General features: G+C 36.6%; 22 protein-coding genes. All 22 read right to left on the bottom strand.

Features of this window, described 5'->3' with window-relative positions; translation table 11 throughout:
• Positions 1-4: 4 nt before the first annotated feature.
• The 22 genes from ahrC to CIL05_RS14075 all read right to left on the bottom strand — a co-directional run bounded on the left by ahrC (position 5) and on the right by CIL05_RS14075 (position 17,118).
• Positions 5-454, bottom strand: a complete 450-nt coding sequence (gene ahrC / locus CIL05_RS14180; protein WP_095656204.1) for a transcriptional regulator AhrC/ArgR — start codon at positions 452-454, stop codon at positions 5-7.
• 96 nt (positions 455-550) lie between these two features.
• Positions 551-1,366, bottom strand: a complete 816-nt coding sequence (locus tag CIL05_RS14175; protein ID WP_095656203.1) for a TlyA family RNA methyltransferase — start codon at positions 1,364-1,366, stop codon at positions 551-553.
• A 22-nt stretch (positions 1,367-1,388) separates the two neighbouring features.
• Positions 1,389-1,964, bottom strand: coding sequence for a hypothetical protein (locus tag CIL05_RS14170; RefSeq protein ID WP_095656202.1), 576 nt, complete (start codon positions 1,962-1,964; stop codon positions 1,389-1,391).
• A gap of 716 nt (positions 1,965-2,680) precedes the next feature.
• Positions 2,681-3,565 carry a polyprenyl synthetase family protein gene (locus CIL05_RS14165; protein WP_095656201.1) on the bottom strand — a complete coding sequence of 295 codons (885 nt, stop codon included), beginning with the start codon at positions 3,563-3,565 and terminating at the stop codon, positions 2,681-2,683.
• Positions 3,566-3,567: 2 nt separating this feature from the next.
• Entirely contained in the window at positions 3,568-3,801 is a 234-nt protein-coding gene (locus tag CIL05_RS14160; RefSeq protein WP_095656200.1) for an exodeoxyribonuclease VII small subunit, read from the bottom strand.
• Entirely contained in the window at positions 3,794-5,143 is a 1,350-nt protein-coding gene (xseA, locus tag CIL05_RS14155; RefSeq protein WP_095656199.1) for an exodeoxyribonuclease VII large subunit, read from the bottom strand. Before xseA ends, CIL05_RS14160 begins: the two co-directional genes overlap by 8 nt.
• On the bottom strand, positions 5,140-5,991 hold the full coding sequence (folD, locus tag CIL05_RS14150; protein WP_095656198.1) for a bifunctional methylenetetrahydrofolate dehydrogenase/methenyltetrahydrofolate cyclohydrolase FolD: 852 nt from the start codon (positions 5,989-5,991) through the stop codon (positions 5,140-5,142). Before folD ends, xseA begins: the two co-directional genes overlap by 4 nt.
• A gap of 15 nt (positions 5,992-6,006) precedes the next feature.
• Positions 6,007-6,387, bottom strand: a complete 381-nt coding sequence (gene nusB / locus CIL05_RS14145) for a transcription antitermination factor NusB (RefSeq protein WP_095656197.1) — start codon at positions 6,385-6,387, stop codon at positions 6,007-6,009.
• Positions 6,388-6,505: 118 nt separating this feature from the next.
• Positions 6,506-6,895, bottom strand: coding sequence for an Asp23/Gls24 family envelope stress response protein (locus tag CIL05_RS14140; RefSeq protein ID WP_095656196.1), 390 nt, complete (start codon positions 6,893-6,895; stop codon positions 6,506-6,508).
• A gap of 41 nt (positions 6,896-6,936) precedes the next feature.
• A complete protein-coding gene (gene accC / locus CIL05_RS14135) occupies positions 6,937-8,295 on the bottom strand; it encodes an acetyl-CoA carboxylase biotin carboxylase subunit (RefSeq protein ID WP_095656195.1) in 1,359 nt (452 codons plus the stop codon).
• A gap of 13 nt (positions 8,296-8,308) precedes the next feature.
• Positions 8,309-8,812, bottom strand: a complete 504-nt coding sequence (accB, locus tag CIL05_RS14130; protein ID WP_095656194.1) for an acetyl-CoA carboxylase biotin carboxyl carrier protein — start codon at positions 8,810-8,812, stop codon at positions 8,309-8,311.
• Between the two features lie 783 nt (positions 8,813-9,595).
• Positions 9,596-10,147, bottom strand: coding sequence for a SpoIIIAH-like family protein (locus tag CIL05_RS14125; protein ID WP_095656193.1), 552 nt, complete (start codon positions 10,145-10,147; stop codon positions 9,596-9,598).
• Positions 10,148-10,160: 13 nt separating this feature from the next.
• Complete coding sequence (spoIIIAG, locus tag CIL05_RS14120) at positions 10,161-10,799, bottom strand: stage III sporulation protein AG (RefSeq protein ID WP_240510200.1); 639 nt, start codon at positions 10,797-10,799, stop codon at positions 10,161-10,163.
• Complete coding sequence (gene spoIIIAF / locus CIL05_RS14115; protein ID WP_095656191.1) at positions 10,796-11,416, bottom strand: stage III sporulation protein AF; 621 nt, start codon at positions 11,414-11,416, stop codon at positions 10,796-10,798. Before spoIIIAF ends, spoIIIAG begins: the two co-directional genes overlap by 4 nt.
• 10 nt (positions 11,417-11,426) lie before the next feature.
• Positions 11,427-12,602, bottom strand: coding sequence for a stage III sporulation protein AE (gene spoIIIAE / locus CIL05_RS14110; protein WP_095656190.1), 1,176 nt, complete (start codon positions 12,600-12,602; stop codon positions 11,427-11,429).
• Between the two features lie 36 nt (positions 12,603-12,638).
• Positions 12,639-13,031: a stage III sporulation protein AD gene (gene spoIIIAD, locus CIL05_RS14105; RefSeq protein WP_095656189.1), complete on the bottom strand. Its 393-nt coding sequence runs from the start codon at positions 13,029-13,031 to the stop codon at positions 12,639-12,641.
• Positions 13,032-13,036: 5 nt separating this feature from the next.
• The gene (gene spoIIIAC / locus CIL05_RS14100; RefSeq protein WP_095656188.1) at positions 13,037-13,243 is read right to left on the bottom strand and encodes a stage III sporulation protein AC; all 207 of its coding nucleotides are present in this window, start codon (positions 13,241-13,243) and stop codon (positions 13,037-13,039) included.
• A gap of 18 nt (positions 13,244-13,261) precedes the next feature.
• The gene (gene spoIIIAB / locus CIL05_RS14095; RefSeq protein WP_095656187.1) at positions 13,262-13,774 is read right to left on the bottom strand and encodes a stage III sporulation protein SpoIIIAB; all 513 of its coding nucleotides are present in this window, start codon (positions 13,772-13,774) and stop codon (positions 13,262-13,264) included.
• Positions 13,719-14,696, bottom strand: a complete 978-nt coding sequence (gene spoIIIAA, locus CIL05_RS14090) for a stage III sporulation protein AA (RefSeq protein ID WP_095656186.1) — start codon at positions 14,694-14,696, stop codon at positions 13,719-13,721. The genes spoIIIAB and spoIIIAA overlap by 56 nt, the downstream gene beginning before the upstream one ends.
• A 147-nt stretch (positions 14,697-14,843) precedes the next feature.
• On the bottom strand, positions 14,844-15,404 hold the full coding sequence (gene efp / locus CIL05_RS14085) for an elongation factor P (protein WP_095656185.1): 561 nt from the start codon (positions 15,402-15,404) through the stop codon (positions 14,844-14,846).
• A 29-nt stretch (positions 15,405-15,433) separates the two neighbouring features.
• Complete coding sequence (locus tag CIL05_RS14080) at positions 15,434-16,495, bottom strand: M24 family metallopeptidase (RefSeq protein WP_095656184.1); 1,062 nt, start codon at positions 16,493-16,495, stop codon at positions 15,434-15,436.
• A gap of 119 nt (positions 16,496-16,614) precedes the next feature.
• Positions 16,615-17,118 carry a YqhR family membrane protein gene (locus CIL05_RS14075; RefSeq protein ID WP_095656183.1) on the bottom strand — a complete coding sequence of 168 codons (504 nt, stop codon included), beginning with the start codon at positions 17,116-17,118 and terminating at the stop codon, positions 16,615-16,617.
• Between the last annotated feature and the right edge of the window lie 136 nt (positions 17,119-17,254).

Genomic DNA, 17,254 nt, shown 5'->3' with positions numbered 1-17,254 from the left:
GTCTCTATAGCATTTCTATAAAACGTTTTTTGATTATTTTTGTATCTGCTTCTGTACGGCAAATAATTAAACATGTATCGTCCCCACAAATGGAACCCATAATTTCCTCCCAATCCAGATTATCAATTAAAGCACCGACAGCTTGAGCATTACCTGGAAGCGTTTTTAAAATAATAAAATGGCTTGCATGATCTATTTTTACAAATGCATCCATAATTAATCTTTTTAACTTGTCCTGTGGATTGAACCGCTGATCTGCAGGTAAACTGTATTTGTATTTGCCATTGATTGAGGGGACCTTTACGAGATGTAGATCTTTAATATCCCTTGAAACAGTTGCCTGTGTTACATTATATCCCAGGTTTTTTAAACGGGTTACCAAGTCATCCTGTGTTTCAATTTCATTTTCGGTAATTAATTCACGTATTTTAATATGGCGTTGGATTTTACTCATTTTTATCCCTCATTATTACAGATTACTGTTACAAGAATTGATTTACTTGCAGTGTATATACTATAAAGGACTACAACTTTTTTTGTAGTCCGGCAATTATTTATTAAAATCAAGGTGTGCATTTTCGACTGCCTTTTCTAATTCCACATCATTGATCATTTTTTCTTTGTTTTCTTTATTCCACCCAAAATATGCTAAAAACTCAATGTTTCCGTCTCCACCGGTTATAGGCGAATGTGTGAGACCATACAAAACATATCCCTCATTTTCTGCTAGTGAGATAATTTTTTGCAATACACTCAGGTGGACTTTCTTATCCCGTACAACACCTTTTTCACCAATCTGGTCTCTGTCAGCTTCAAATTGTGGTTTTATTAGTACAATCACGTCAGTCTTCTCAACAATAATTTTTCTGAGAACAGGAAGAATTAGTCTTAAGGAAATAAAGGATACATCAACACTGGCGAAATTGGGTGTGCCATATGTAAACATCTCAGGTGTTGCGTACCTGAAATTTGTTCTTTCCATAACAATGACACGGGAATCATTTCTTAATTTCCAATCCAATTGATTGTATCCTACATCAACTGCATAGCTTAATTTTGCACCCTTTTGCAGTGCACAGTCAGTAAACCCTCCTGTTGAGGAACCTACATCAACCATAATTTTATCATTTACTGGGACAGAAAAATAATCCAGCGCTTTTTCAAGCTTTAAGCCACCACGACCGACATAAGGAGTTTTTTTGCCTTTTACAGTTAAAGGGGTTTCCTCATCAACCTTCATTCCAGGTTTATCCAATCGCATTTGATCAGAGAATACAAGACCGGCCATAATCACCCGTTTGGCCTTCTCTCTTGTTTCAATTAAGTTTCTTTCAACTAAAAGGATATCTAAAGGTTTTTTGCTCATTATTGTAATTCCTTTTCATTAATTATTTCTTAGGAAGCACGTTTATTTTTAATTTATTTTCAAGTATGGATATTACCTTTCCTGCAAAAAAAATAATCTTTGTAGATGCATTTAAAGCAAAGAATTTCCCCATTGCCTTACCACCAACTGTAATTGCAGCCACTATGCTTGTCAATAAAACGGATAAAGTAATTTGTACTGCTGAACCATCCTCATGACCGATCAGATTGGCAATTTGCAAAACAACGATGGCTGAAGCAGTACCACTGACAATACCAGAAATATCCCCAATTACATCATTACAAAAACTTGCAAATTTATCCGCATTTCTTATAATAATAACAGCTTCCCTGGCTCCATTAACTTTTTCTGCGGCCATTGCATGAAAAGGGGCTTCTCTAGCTGCTGTGGATGCTATGCCAAGCATATCAAAGACTACACCAATTGACACGATGATCAACACAATAAATAAGCCGAGTATCCATACTACTCCACTGAGTATGGAAGAAGAAATAATTGAAAAAATAGCCGCTAACACAAAAGTGATAACGGCAATGGTTATACTGAATTTAATCGAACGTTTAATTTGTGATTTCATCTGATACCTCGAAACTTAGTATTTACATTATATAATATGTATAAGGAATGGTCATTTAAAAGGTAAAAACTGCGGCTTAGGTCCAGTAGGTTTTCCCAGATAGATACCCTATGTTGCCATAAAGGCGGTTCCCCTTTAAGTCCATCTTGGCTTTGTCACCAAAAGCCAGACTGGATTACCACTTAGTCCACACTATAATCCCTTTTAAAAGTCTTCGAACAGTCTAGGAGATTTCCTCCAACAGTCTTTAACCGTTCCCTAGCCTCTTTTGCAGTAATGATTTCATAGAAGTGAAAATAAATAATAAATTAGTGGCCACCTAACGTTATTATTTAGACTCTAATCCCCTCATATACCACTCAAGGCAGGCTACGCTGCATTTAAGGTATCCCTTACCAATTGTGCAGGTTCATACCCCATTCCATAATGACTCCTAGGCTTAGTCGCCACTACAGAGATGGGCCTCCGCGGAAATCGGGTCAACGCCCACATGCCTTTGTGGATCGCCCAAAATCCTTAACTCCCAGCATAAACCCAAGGCTGGGCGCCTCAAGCCTACACAAGGAACTTCATCGATATGCCCTTTGGCAGATTTTTAGGCCCGCCTTCAGGAACGGAGGACTGACTAGAATACTGCACCATTCCTTTTATACACTAATTATAACATATTATATGAAAAAATTCTATTTCCTGTTAGTGGAGATTCATGTTCACGATTAATGGTCCCTCTGGCTAAAATGATCTGTTAGCATCATTAAATAGGAGTTTTCTGCATCCGCTAGTATTAAGGCGTTTTTTGCTTTTTTAACATAATTATTCTTTTGTTCAATTGCCCCGTCCAGCCCTAAAAGCTTCGGAAATGTGCTTTTCTGATTATTTTCATCACTGCCGACAGATTTTCCTATTTTAGCCGAATCTCCAGTGACATCCAAAATGTCATCCTGCACTTGAAAGATCAATCCTAAGTAATAAGCAAAATCATTTAACGCTTGCAGTTTATCTTTTGAGGCATTTCCTAAATATGCACCTGCATATACAGCAAACCTGACAAGTTCACCTGTTTTAAGTGCATGAATATTTTCAAGTTCTTCAAGTGAAACAGGATTTAATTCTGCTTGCATATCCAGGATTTGTCCACCAACCATACCGCTTGGTCCACTTGTGTTTGCTAGCATTTTAATAAGTTCCACTTTTTGTTCAGCTTCTAAATTGGAGTCATTCGAAATAATTTCAAAACTATATGTTAATAGAGCATCTCCAGCCAGTATAGCTGTCGCTTCATCGAATGCCTTATGATTTGTAGGCATCCCCCTGCGAAAATCATCATTATCCATTGCAGGTAAATCATCATGGATAAGCGAATATGTATGAATCATTTCAAGAGCAACTGCTGAAGAAAGTACTTTGGAAAAGTCACTGGCATAGGTCTCATAGCTTGCAAATAGCAAAATTGGACGAAGTCGTTTTCCCCCGGCATCTATGGAATAAAGCATTGACTCTTTTAATTGTTCTGGAATAGATAACTCATGTATATATTTAGTTAGTTCAACCTGAATGGTTCTTCTGTGATTATCCAGATAGTTAGTAAGGGCTTCATTCACGATTATTCTTCCTCCTGTATTTCAAAAGGTTCCATATCTCCCTGTTCATTCATTATTTGTGTCATTTTTGTTTGTATGCTGGTAAGCTTATCGTTGCATATTTTAGAAAGATTCATACCATCCTGATAATAGTTGATTGCTTTTTCTAATGGAACATCACCTGTCTCCAGTTTTTCAACAATATTTTCCAACTGCTCCATTGCTTCTTCAAAACTAAGTTCTTCCGTTTTACTCATTATTATCCCCCTCTATTTGAATGACCTCGCAATTCAAACTTCCATCATGCAGATTTACTGTAATAATATCCTGTTGCTTAACTTGTTTACTTGATTTTATTATTTCTCCATTGGAAGTGTAAGGTAAAGCAAAACCACGTTTCATTATTTCCAATGGATTCAATAACGTAAGTTTTTCTATTATATTTTTTAATTGTATTGATTTGATTTCCATAACTTGCGACATATAATAAGCCTGTTGCTTGTTTAGCTGGTTTAATCTCTTTTGAAACTGTTCCACTTGCTTTTTGGGATGCTGGGCCTGTAAACGGGCATTTAAGTTTGAATAAGCTTTTGTTTGCTGTTTAACATGATTAATTGTTGACTTCTGAATGTTTTCAACATGCTTGTCCAATTCCTGTTCCTTTTGCTTTAACAGCTGCTCAGGATAACGAAATGCATAGGATTGTTTCAACCTTTGTAAATGCTTTTTATTATTTACCAGGTGCCCATCTAAATCTCTAATAAGGAATTTTTTCAAATTAGAAATTTTATCCTTTAATTCTAATTGGGATGGTACGGCAAGCTCCGCTGCTCCGGTTGGTGTTGGAGCACGCAAGTCAGCAACGAAATCGCTGATGGTAATATCAGTTTCATGTCCAACAGCGGAAATGATGGGAACTTTGGAATGAAAAATAGCCTGTGCCACAGGTTCTTCATTAAAACTCCATAATTCTTCTATGGATCCTCCGCCTCGTCCAACAATCAAAACATCAAAAATCTCTTTATTATTGGCAATCCTAATCGCCTCTTTTATGGAAGAAACTGCATTTGTTCCCTGGACAAGAACTGGAATAACTGTAACAGTAACAATTGGATATCTTCTTTTTATCGTTGTAATTATATCCCTTACTGCAGCACCAGTTGGAGATGTGATAACCCCTATATGACGGGGATATAAAGGGATTTTCTTTTTATGAATCGGATCAAACAAACCCTGTTTATGCAACTTTTCCTTTAATTGTTCAAAAGCTAAGTAAAGGGCACCAATCCCATCAGGCTCCATTTGCTGGATATATAACTGATACTGTCCATATGGTTCAAATACGCTTATTTCACCTTTAATAAGTACTTTCATTCCATTTTCAGGATTGAATTTCAGTGATCGGTTATTCCCGGCAAACATAACAGCCTGCAATCGTGTTTGTTCATCCTTAATAGTTAAATACATATGTCCGCGACTATGGTGCTTAAAATTAGAAATTTCACCTTTTAGCCAAATATTTTTTAAATGTGGGTCTGTGTCAATTTTACGTTTAATGTACTTCGTTAGTGCAGTGACTGTTAAATAATTATCCTTCAATTATCAGACAGTCCTTTAGCAGCTTTTATCGTATTTTTCAAAAGCATCGCAATTGTCATTGGCCCTACACCCTTTGGAACCGGTGTTATATACGCTGCTTTATTTTTAGCACTTTCGAAATCAACATCACCCGTTAAAGAACCATTCACCCGATTTATACCAACATCTATTACAATAGCATCGTCTTTTAAGTAGTCCTCATTTATTACATTAGGTATACCCATAGCTACAATCAAAATATCTGCATTCCTCGTATATGATTTTAAATCCGGCGTTTTTGAGTGACAATATGTAACTGTTGCATTTTCATTCAAAAGTAACTGCCCGACAGGCTTACCAACGATATTACTTCTTCCAATCACAACAGCATGCTTACCGGCAATCTGAATGTTTTTTGATTGAAGCATCGTAATAATCCCATAAGGTGTGCATGGAAGCAACGTGTCCTGCCCTGTCATCATCCGTCCTATATTTATAGGATGAAAACCATCCACGTCTTTAGACGGGTCGATAGCTTCAATTATATGTTGTTCTTTTATATGTTCAGGCAATGGAAGTTGAACTAAAATACCATGTACATCCTGATCATTATTTAATTCACTTATCAACTGAAGAAGTTTTTCTTCAGTTATCGATGTAGGCAGTTCAATGATATTTGATAAAATGCCTACTTCATCTGATGCTTTTCTTTTACCATTAACATAAGATTTGGATGCAGGGTTATCCCCGATCAATACTACAGTTAATTGTGGAGTAACACCTTGTTCCTTTAATTGTTTTACTTCATCTTTCATACCTAGTCTTAATTCTTGTGCTAATTCTTTCCCATTAATTATTGTAGCCGCCAAAAGAATTCATCCCCTTTATGCTATGATTTTGGATAGAACACCATTAATAAACTTACCGGATTTATCATCCCCATATGTATTGCCTAACTCTACTGCCTCGTTTATCGAAACACCTGCAGGAATATCCTCTAAATAGGTCATCTCAAATGCTGCAATTCTTAAAATAGTTTTTTCAACCGATGCAATTCGCTCTAAAGACCAATTCTCAAGATGATCCCCAATTATTTGATCAATATTATTTTTATTTGTTGTCACACCTTCTACAAGGTCTGTTAAAAATTGATCAGCCTCTTCTATTTCCAAAAATTCCTGAATGGCCACCTTTGGATCATTATCATTAATATCCAATTGAAATAGGATTTGAAAAGCCTTTTCCCTAGCTTTATGTCGATTCATTCTTCATAACTCCTTTTAAATATCTCTTTCAAATAATAACATGATTAAGTAACAGATGCTAGAATCTCATGTAAAAATAAATCAAGGCCAAAGGGATTACATCCTTTGGCCTTGATTACTATTCGGAGTCATCTTCTGTAATATCCATTTGGATTCCAACAACATGGACATTAATTTCATCTATCACCAATGCAGTCATGTTTTTCAGTGTTTGTCTAATGCTTGTCTGCAATTGCTGTGCAACTTGTGGAATGGAAACCCCAAAATTTAATACTACAAATAGGTCTATTAATATCCCATTATCAGTTAATTCTACTTTTACACCCTTGCTATGGGACTTTTTGCCAAACCGTTCGACAACTCCGGAAGCAAAATTGCCCCGCATGGCATAAAGACCATCTACTTCGGTTGCAGCTAATCCTGTAATCACTTCAATAACTTCAGGAGCAATTTCCACTTTACCTAAACTTGTATCCTCACTTACATTTAACAAAGGTTGTTCACTCATGTTCCCACTCCTTTATTTATACTTAAAACAGCACCCGATATCTACTCTTTTGATTCCAAGATTGGATTATCTTCTAAAAAGTTTGTATTGAAATCACCTTTCACAAAAACGTCATGCTCCATAATTAAACGATGAAATGGAATCGTTGTATGAATGCCCTCAACTACAAATTCCTCTAATGACCGCTTCATACGCTTGATAGCTTCTTCACGTGTAGGTGCATATGTGATTAATTTAGCAATCATGGAATCATAATAAGGCGGGATCCTATAACCAGGATATGCTGCAGAATCCACTCTTACCCCTAATCCCCCAGGAGCTAAATACATTTCAATTTCCCCCGCAGAAGGCATGAAATTTTTGAAAGGATTTTCAGCATTGATTCTACATTCAATTGCCCATCCTTCAAACTCAATATCTTCCTGCTTAAAGGAAAGCTTCTCATTACTGGCAATTTTAATTTGCTCTTTAATTAAATCAACACCTGTAACCATTTCTGTAACGGGATGTTCCACCTGAATTCTGGTATTCATTTCCATAAAATAGAACTCTTTACTCTTTCTGTCAAAAATATATTCAATTGTTCCAGCACCTTCATAACCAACGGCTTCTGCTGCTTTTATCGATGCTGAGCCCATTTTTTTACGTATATCCGGTGTGATGGCAGGTGAAGGTGTTTCTTCGACCAGCTTCTGAAGTCTTCTCTGTATCGTACAATCTCTTTCTCCCAAGTGTACTACATTCCCATGTTTATCAGCTAATACTTGAATTTCTACATGTCTAAAGTCTTCAATGTATTTTTCAATATAAACACCAGGATTTCCAAACGCTGTTTCTGCTTCTTTTTGTGTTATTTTAATTCCATTGATTAATTCTTCTTCTGTTTTGGCTACACGAATACCTTTACCACCGCCACCGGCAGTAGCTTTTATAATAACTGGATAACCAATTTCACCAGCTATTTCTTTTGCCTCTTCTTCAGTTTCGATAATTCCATCAGACCCTGGAACAATGGGTACATTTGCATTCTTCATCGTTTCCCTGGCAACATCTTTAATACCCATTTTTTGGATGGCTTCAGGTGTCGGTCCAATAAAAATAATATTACATGCCTTACATATCTCGGCAAAGTCGGCATTTTCCGCTAAAAACCCATACCCGGGATGGATTGCCTGTACCTCTGTCAATGTTGCTACACTCATTATATTCGTAAAATTCAGGTAGCTGTCTTTACTTAGTGTAGGTCCAATACAATATGCTTCATCAGCTAATTGTACATGTAATGATTCTTTATCTGCTTGTGAATATACAGCTACTGTTTCGATGTCTAATTCCTTGCATGCACGTATAATCCTAACAGCGATCTCTCCCCTGTTAGCTATTAACAGTTTCTTAATCACGCGCTCCATCCCCCTACTTTGCTTTTACTCTAAACATTGGTTGACCATATTCTACCAATTCGCCGTCTTCAACCAATATTTCAGTAATTTCTCCTGAAACCTCTGCTTCAATCTCATTAAATAACTTCATTGCTTCAACAATACACACGACTGTATCTTTCTCAACTTTACTTCCTTTTGCTACAAATGGATCACTTTCCGGTGTTGATGCAATATAAAACGTTCCAACCATTGGTGATTCAATTTCATAATCATAATCTGCAATGCTTTCTTGTTTGGCCTCAGGTTCTGAATCAGCTGGCTTGCTTTCCTCCGGTTTCACTTTTACTTCTGTTTTTTCAGTTTCTGCAGATTCATGCTCGATGACTCGAATAGGCTTTCCTTCAGTCTGTACACTATTATTTTCAGTTGTTTTTTTCATTGATACTGTTGTTCCATTTGTTTCATAAGTGAATTCACTAATGGAAGATTGATCAATTAATTTTATTATTTCGCGTATTTCCTGTACTTTTAACATTTCGGCACCCCTTCATTATCATTGCTTCGTTTTGTCATTAGGTACTAATAACTCCTCTTAACATTTTACGCCAAACAGATATAAAACATCAAGGCATAACAAAAACTAGAAAAAAAGCTATGTATATCATCATTATTAGGCTCTTTTCATAAACTTTTTGCTTATTATACTTTCGTAGTTTCTATAAACCGTGAAGAAAATCAATGGTAACAGGTTTAATCCATCGCTCCGGAAATACACTACGCTTTCCGCGGGCGGCTGATGAGCCTCCTCGAGCTGCCGCTCTCTGGGGTCTCATCTAGGCCTCTGCTCCCGCAGGAGTCTCCATGTGTTTCCTCCGCTATAATTGCAAGTATTGACAAAGAACCATATGAAATTAATTGGTACAAAGTATTGAACACTCCACCAGTCCGGGTGAGCGGAGGGCGGTGACTCCTGCGGGAATAGCACGTGTCCGAAGACCCCGCAGAGTGGGTTTCTCGAGGAGGCTAAGGCCGTGCCCGCGGAAAGCATCCGCCCGCAGCGATCCCGGACGATGGCAATAGCACATGTTATTGGAATCAATCTCGATTTCGCAATTTATATCTACTATGGTGTTGAATAAGAACTAGTCTTTTGATGGGACGAGCAGTGCGCAGTCCCAATCTATGCAAAACAACCCTTTTTTAAAACGCTTTCACTAAATAATTATAACAATATTATAGCAGCAATGCGATTGGTTTATCATATTGTACCATAAAAAATCCGAGCGGCAATTTCCGCTCGGATTTTATTTCATTATTATCACTCGTCTGTGTTTGTACGTAAATCAACGTTTACAGGTATTTCACCAAACTCATCTCTTACCAGCTGCATAATATTAACCACTTCTGTATTGGATAACTGATCAACCATTACACTTACATGTACTTTATCTTCCTCTGAACGTACTAATACATCCCCATATTCTGTACCATCTGATATAGTTTGTTCCAGTATTTTTTCTTTTGAAGATACTTCCTCAAGAACATCTATATCCTTTAACGCTTTGTCCTTTTCGTCAATTGAAGCAGAAGCCGAGGTTACAATTTCCTCCAGCCTTTCTATTTCTGTACTTCTGCTGTCCTCTAACTCCATACGTATCGAAGTATATAACTCGTCTCCCCCTATATTGGCAATGTCATCAACAGTTGTACCATCCTCTGATTCGGTTGAATCTGAAGCCGCTTCCTCAGATTCATCTTGTCCATTATTAACATATGCCTGGTCTCCCATATCTGAGGTCATGTAATAGACACTCAATACAATCATTAGACTTAGCATTGTTAACAGCCATACCGTTTGTTTTTTTAACATAATTTTTTCCTCCTTAATTCTTTGGCATTACAGAAACTCTATGTGTTGGAACATCCAGTACACGTGATATTGCCTCAATCATCCACTGTTTTACCGTTGCATGGTCAGCTCCTTTCGCGACTACAAAGACGCCTCTTACTTCCGGACGCTTTGTTTGCCTTAGTAACGGGACTTCCTTATCACCCTGTCTTACAAGTACCGTTTGTGAATCCTCTGTGTGATCTTCCACTATCCTGGTTCCACCATTTTTATCTGATTCATCTGTTTTCTGCTGTCCCTTTATTAAATTCTTTTCATATACTTTCACATTTGTGGAATCGAGATTAATCATAACTTCTGTTTCTGAAACCCCCTGAATTTTATTAAGCATTGCTTCTAAATCTTTTTCATAGCTGGACTCCAGCTCATCTACATCAGAAGTCACTGATTCCTCTGCACTTGTTTCCTGAACTCCCTGTTCTCCCTGTTCGATTTGGACACCCATTTGATTATCACTGCCTGGTTCTGAAGGTGACGAAAATACATTTCCGAGTATTATCAGTAATAGGCCAACTAATCCAAGAATAATGATATACCCGATTTTTTTTGATGGTGGCTTTTTTTTACCGTCATCATTTTTTTGCTGAAAGAATTTTTCGAAATTTAGTTTCAAGATGTCCCCCCCTCCCATGAGATTGTTAATTCTTTATTGCGCAGCTCCCACACATTCCTCAATAATTCCTCTATTTGCTCATCATCTTGTCCTTCTTCATCCACCACAGGGTCATCTGTGTTAATTACAACATCATCTACTATACTCACTGCTCCCTCCCCATCATCTAATTCTCTTAGATAAACAACGACTTTTTCCAAGCTTTCAAATCCTACATCCTTTTCTGTTTCAAATATAAACTTGATATCTATGATTTCTGCTTGATGGTCCTCTACTAATGCATCTTTTGCTAAGTCTTTCAGATGGACAGCCGTTTGTTCTAATTTATATGCGTCTTGTGAGTCTTGTATTTCACTTTTTTGCAATTCGATTAAATTTTCTATAGATTCATTGTTTGTACCTTCTTGACGCAGCTGTGAGTATGACGTTTCCAAAGCACGTTCAATGTCAATATTTAAAATGAAAAAAATTGGTTTTAATAAAATTAATATTAAAATTAAACCTACTACCAGCTTTATATATTTTTTCATAGTGGTTGCAGGAATTAATAAATCGATAATAGCTGCAAGTAATAAAAAGATAATAATTTGCGTAACCCAGTCGATCAGCATATCCATTTTAATCATCCTATCGTAAAAGCAACGTAATATTACTGGCTACAACAATGATTACTATAGCTAATAGAAACATAAACGATACTGCCAGTAAGCATGCCAGAATATAAACGATATACTTACTTATCGTATTTAGGGTTGTAATGACCGGTCCATCTCCAATTGGCTGCAATACTGCTGCTGCAATTTTATAGATTATAGCAATTGCAAATATCTTAATTGCCGGAAATAATGCAAAGAAGACAATCACGATCAATCCAACTATTCCTACAGCATTTTTTAATAATAATGACGCACTCAATATCGTATCTGCTGCATCCGTAAACGTACGTCCGACAATCGGGATAAAATTACCGGTTATGAACTTTGCTGTCTTCATTGCTACGCCATCTTGAATGGCACTGGCAGCCCCCTGAACAGACATTACACCAAGAAAAATTGTCAGAAAAACGCCCAGGGTTCCTAGCGCTACGGTTTTAAATAAATTTGCCAGATGGGTTACTTTATAATTGTCGCTTAAACTGCTCACGATCAATAACAGAGCTGACAAAAATAATAAGGGTAAAATAAACTGGGAAATAAGCACCCCACTAAAAGGAATAAGAAAAAGAATGATTGGATGAAAAAAGGAAACAGAAATTACATTGCCAAATGTCGCCATTAATCCTAATATAAGTGGCAGGAGGGCTATCATAAAGCTGCTCATTGTATCAATAGCTTCCTTTGCATAGGAAACGGCTAAATAGAAGCTGTTTAATGCGATAAATATCAATACAATGTACACAACAAAATAAGCAATCTTACTTACTGCACTTTTTTCAAATGCGTTATGCATTGTCTGTAAAACAATCGAAAATAGTGTAAGCATTAATAACAAACCAAGTAGTTTACCATTTAAAATGAGCTCATGGAATAAATACTCCAGAAAACCTACCAGCGTTTTCTTTAATGAAAAGTCCCCTTTACTTTTTATAAACTCATAAATACTTGTTTTCTCAAGCTCTGGCAGGTAGCCCCCATATTCATTGACCAGCTCATTCCAGTAGTTTTGAACACCATCCAAAGAAATTTCATTTAACATGTTATCCTCTATATCATTAGTTGATGGAGCTGCAAAGATAGTGACTTGTCCAAAAAAGAGCAGACAAAAAGTAAATAGAATTGTTAATAGCTTTGTTTTAGGTTTCATCCACTATGATTGCCCCCTTCAAACGAACATTCCTGCTTATGCAGTTGGCAAAAAGCTAAGAATAGCTTCAATTACTGCAGTGATTATCGGTACTGCCAGTAATAGAATGAATATCTTACCAGCCAGCTCTATTTTTGCTGCAACAGATCCCAAACCTGCATCCTTGGTGAGACTTGCCCCAAGTTCCGCAATATAAGCAATGCCGATAATCTTTAAAATAGTTTCCATATACATTCCCTCGACATTTGCTTTCGTTCCAAGTGATTCAATTAATTGAAAAATGATACTGATTTGATTTATAACGGCTAAAATAATAATGATTCCTGTAATAACAATCAGGAAAAATGCCATGGAAGCATTCAAATCTTTTAAAACAATATATAAAATACTTGCAATAATTCCGAGAATAACAATTTGCAAAATATCCATTTAAACTACCCCTGGAAAAGAAATACGGATTTTATCTGTTGAAATAAATCAGACAAGCTATTTATAACGATGACCAAAACGATAATAAATCCGATTAATGTAGCAAATTGAGCAATTTCTTCCTTTCCCATTTGCTTTAATATCGTGTGGATTATTGCTACGATAATGCCGATACCGGCTATCTGAAATAATATGGATGCATCTGTAAACATGGATGTACCCCTTTCCTACTATATGAGCAGCAAAACGATAAACAACCCACATAATACGCCTAAGCTTTTAGCCATTTTGCTATATTTATTTTGGTTATCACGAGCATCTTCCAATTCACGATCAAGATGAGTGACAGTTAATTGAATATGTTTTTGCTGCTGATAAAAGTCATGCTGGCCGAGAGTTCGTCCAAATTGATTGAGTATTTCCTGTTCATTTCCTCCTAAACAGGAAACCTTCATCAATTCAATAACATCCTTTTCCCATATACTGTAAAAATCGATATGCTCTTCCTGCAGATTATTACTGAGTGATTCAAAAAACGTTTTCATAGGCTGTGGAATTTGTTTGGCAATCATTGTAAATGCATCCTTAAGTGGGAGCTGACTATAGAGTATTTCTGCCTCCAAAATTTGAAGAGCATTTTTTAACAGTCTAATGTGTTTTGGGCGTTTATTTAACCTTCTGCTCCACTCAAATCCTATCCAGGTTGTTGTGCCTATGAAAAGAAGTGCTCCAATCCACTTCATCCTGTAAGCACCCCGATTTCTGTAAAATATTAGTTTCATCCTGGTCATAAATCTTATGAACCTGACCTGGCCTTATTCTTTTTTCCAGAATGATAATTCGCTGAAATACACGCTGCTGAAATAAAGGTTGTAATGAAGGTCTCTTTTTTAATTCCATCAATGATGACCCGTGTATAGTACAAATTACTGTAACCCCTGCATTTATCGCTTCCAGCAATGACTGTACATCTTTACTGCTGCCAATTTCATCCACCACGAGAACTTCCGGGGACATGGAACGGATCATCATCATCATTCCTTCAGCCTTGGGACATGCATCCATAACGTCACTTCTAATACCTAAATTATGCTGGGGTACTCCCTTTCTAGAAGCAGCAATTTCAGATCTTTCATCAATTACTCCAACTTTTCTTGCTGCAACATTTCCCCAGCCTGTTGCGATCAGTCTGGTGGCATCACGAATTATTGTTGTTTTTCCAGTTTGAGGTGCTCCAACAAATAGCGTATTACAATAATTTTTGTTATACATATAAGGAATAATAGGGATCGCAGCACCTATTTGTTCTTTTGCAACTCGGATATTTAGAAATGTAATATACTGAATCGCCTTTACAGAACCATTCACTGTATTAACCTTCCCAGCCAAACCCACCCGATGACCACCTTCAATTGTTATATAGCCATCACGAAGTTCATCTTCCATTCGATACAGAGAAAATTCACTTAATTGATTAATAACAAACAGACTATCTTTTTTATCCGGTTTAGCCAGCTCAATCCATTCTGTTGTTTCATTAAAAATAAGCTCAATCGGTTGAAATAGCCTAAAACGTATTTCCTGTAATAAATGCCATCTTTCCTTCACTTTTGCTTGAATCATTCGTTTGATTTCAATAGGAAACAATCGTAATATTTCCTCCATAGCATGTCCTCACTTTTTTTAGTAGTAGCTTTATAGTAAATGTATGTACAGATGGTCAAAATATGACTGGCCTATGATTAATAGACAAAACAAAAGCAGCCCTTATAAAAATAAGGACTGCTAAAATCAGAAACAATAAGTCATAATTTAATTTGCTCTTGATACATATTTTCCATCAGATGTATTAATAACTAATACATCCCCTTTATTGATAAAGAATGGAACCTGTACAGAAAGGCCGGTTTCCAGTTCCGCAGCTTTTGAACCCCCACTGGCTGTATCTCCTTTGATACCCGGTTCGGTTTCCGTTACTTCCAATTCAACATTATTCGGTAATTGTACACCAAGGATTTCACCTTCATATGTGATTACATGAACTTCCATATTTTCCTTCATGAATTTTAATTCGTATTCGATCTGGCTTGTTTGCAGTTCAAGCTGTTCATATGTGTTTGAATCCATAAAAGCGTGACTATCACCAGATGCATATAAATACTGCATCTTTCTATTTTCGATATGAGCTTTTCCTACTTTTTCCCCACCACGAAATGTTTTTTCCTGAATGTTTCCGTTACGCAGGTTTCGAAGCTTCGAACGAACAAAAGCAGCACCTTTGCCTGGCTTAACATGCTGAAATTCCAAAACCTGCCAGATATCATTATCTACCTCGATCGTTAAACCTGTTTTAAAATCATTTACTGAAATCATCTGTTTATCCTCCCTTAACGCACACTATCCTATAAAGTTATTAGTCCTTTTGGTGCAAATGTCAACTTTTCATTTCCTGTTTCTGTTACAAGAATATCATCTTCAATCCTACATCCACCAATTTCGGGTACATAAATTCCGGGTTCGACAGTTACAACCATACCAGCCTCTAATCTTTTATTTGATCGGAAAGACAAGCCCGGCCCCTCGTGCACTTCAAGTCCTAATCCATGACCTGTTGAATGACCAAAATAGTCACCATAGCCTGCTTCAGTAATATAATCCCGAGTGATGGCATCTGCCTCTTTTCCGGTAATACCCGGCTTAATCCCTGCAACCCCTCTGAGCTGGGCTTCCAACACGGTATCATAAATCTTTCTTAATTCATCGTTTATTTCTCCAACGGCAAACGTTCTGGTAATATCAGAACAATACCCCTCGTATAATGCACCATAATCCAGTGTAACAAGTTCACCGGATTGAATTTTTTTATCTGATGCAACGCCATGTGGAAGAGCGGACCTGAATCCTGAAGCAACAATAATGTCAAAACTTGATGACACTGCTCCTTGTTTTCTCATAAAGAATTCAAGCTCATTGGAAACATCAATTTCTCTTACTCCTGGTTTAATATAACCCTGAATATGCTCAAATGCATCATCTGCGATCATAGCGGCCTTCCTCATAACCCGAAGCTCTTCACTTGTTTTTATTAAACGAAGTTCCTCTATAATGCCACTAACCGGAATTAGTTCTACTTCGAAAACATTCCTGTATTGTTCAAACAGGCTATAAGTTATATGGTCTTTCTCAAAACCAAGGCGTTTAATATTCATGTCTTTCAGCTGTTCCCTGATCTCATTTTCTATCAATTGCTTATGTTCAACTACCTGAAATCCATCTGCCTGCTCTTTCGCTTGTTCTGTGTATCTAAAATCTGTAATAAAACGTGCATCATTTTTGCTAACAACAACTGCTCCGGCAGTACCGGTAAAACCAGTAATATACCTTCTGTTAATTGGACTAGTAATTAAAATTCCGTCCATATCATTTGCCTCTAATGCGTTGCGCAGTTTTGTAAGTTTCTCCATATCTTCATCCCCTTTTTTCTTTATGGATATGTTGTTTCAAACAGGTTGTTTTTTAAGTTTATCATAAACAAAATCATTTGAATAATGATATACGCACAATTATAAGTCTTCAAACCCTGTTAATTCTGCTCTTTTTCTTTTAATTTGGTATCATGATAATCATACGAAATCGAATATCCAATAAATGTTCCATATAAAATAAATAAACAAATGGTTGACACAATCGTATTTTTATTTAATTCTATAAGTGTAGGTATGGTTAAAAATATTGGTTGCAGCAGATAAAAAACAATTCCCCAAAGAATGATACCAAATGCTACCCCCATCCACATTGAATTCACTTTTTTAAAAAGTCCATAATAAATTAATGCTGTTAATAGGGATAAAACACCTACCAGGACAATTGAAACGAGATCACCTAACCATCCGCTCGTCCATTCTGTCCTCAGCCATGACCGCAGTAAAAAGGTTTTTGGAGCAACCTCTGAAAAATTGAAGTAATACATGAATATCCCAAACAGGCTCCAGAACATCCCACCAATTAAGCCTGTAATTAGCGCTCTGGTTAACAATGTCATTGGGTTCTCACGTTTATTTTGTTCTAATTGTTTTTCCTCTTTCATAACAGTCACCTCCATTTTTTTATTATAGCCAATTGGTGCAAAACCAATCATTTAATTTTTTCAGTAGTTAAATTTTTGTTTTTCCAGTAGAATAGAAGTGACAGACTAAAAAGGTTGCAAAAGAAAAAGAATTAAT

It is taken from the genome of Virgibacillus profundi (assembly GCF_002287375.1).
Taxonomy (GTDB): Bacteria; Bacillota; Bacilli; order Bacillales; family Amphibacillaceae; genus Virgibacillus_K; species Virgibacillus_K profundi.
The sequence above is the reverse complement of the archived record's forward strand: the minus strand, read 5'-3'. Positions and strand labels throughout refer to the sequence as shown.